General features: G+C 72.8%; 1 protein-coding gene. It reads right to left on the bottom strand.

What is annotated here, in order from left to right; all coding sequences use genetic code 11:
- A partial coding sequence (locus tag UK12_RS40460) for a hypothetical protein (RefSeq protein ID WP_197085399.1) occupies nucleotides 1–220 on the bottom strand: 220 nt, incomplete at its 3' end.
- Nucleotides 221–372: the final 152 nt, after the last annotated feature.

Here is a 372-nt window from a genome sequence, read left to right as displayed (position 1 = left end):
CCTGCCGGTGCGCCTCAAGCGCCTTAGCGAGCACCTTCGCACGGAACGGATTCGCGACGTCGAGGGCCTCGGCCACCGCCACCGCCTCCTCCAGCATCGCCACGCGGATCCCGGGCAGTTCCCGCAGCCGGTGCGACCGGGCGGCCTCCACCAGCACGCAGGCGAGCTTCGACCCGCGCACCGACCATTCGAAATTGGGAAAGCCGTCGGCCCCGGGCATCGCGCGGTCCCCGGGTCCGACTGTTGCCGGCTCCGTCCCGTCACCGGTCTGCACGGCGGTGTCGGCAGTGACGCGGCGGTGCCGGCCGGTCCCTTCCTTCCGTGAGCGGACGACCTGCCGCACCCGGCACGGATGGCCGCCTGGCATCATCG

The sequence above is a fragment of the Saccharothrix sp. ST-888 genome (assembly GCF_000955975.1).
Taxonomy (GTDB): Bacteria; Actinomycetota; Actinomycetes; order Streptomycetales; family Streptomycetaceae; genus Kitasatospora.
Note: the sequence above shows the minus strand (reverse complement) of the source record. Positions and strands in the feature narration are given on the sequence as shown.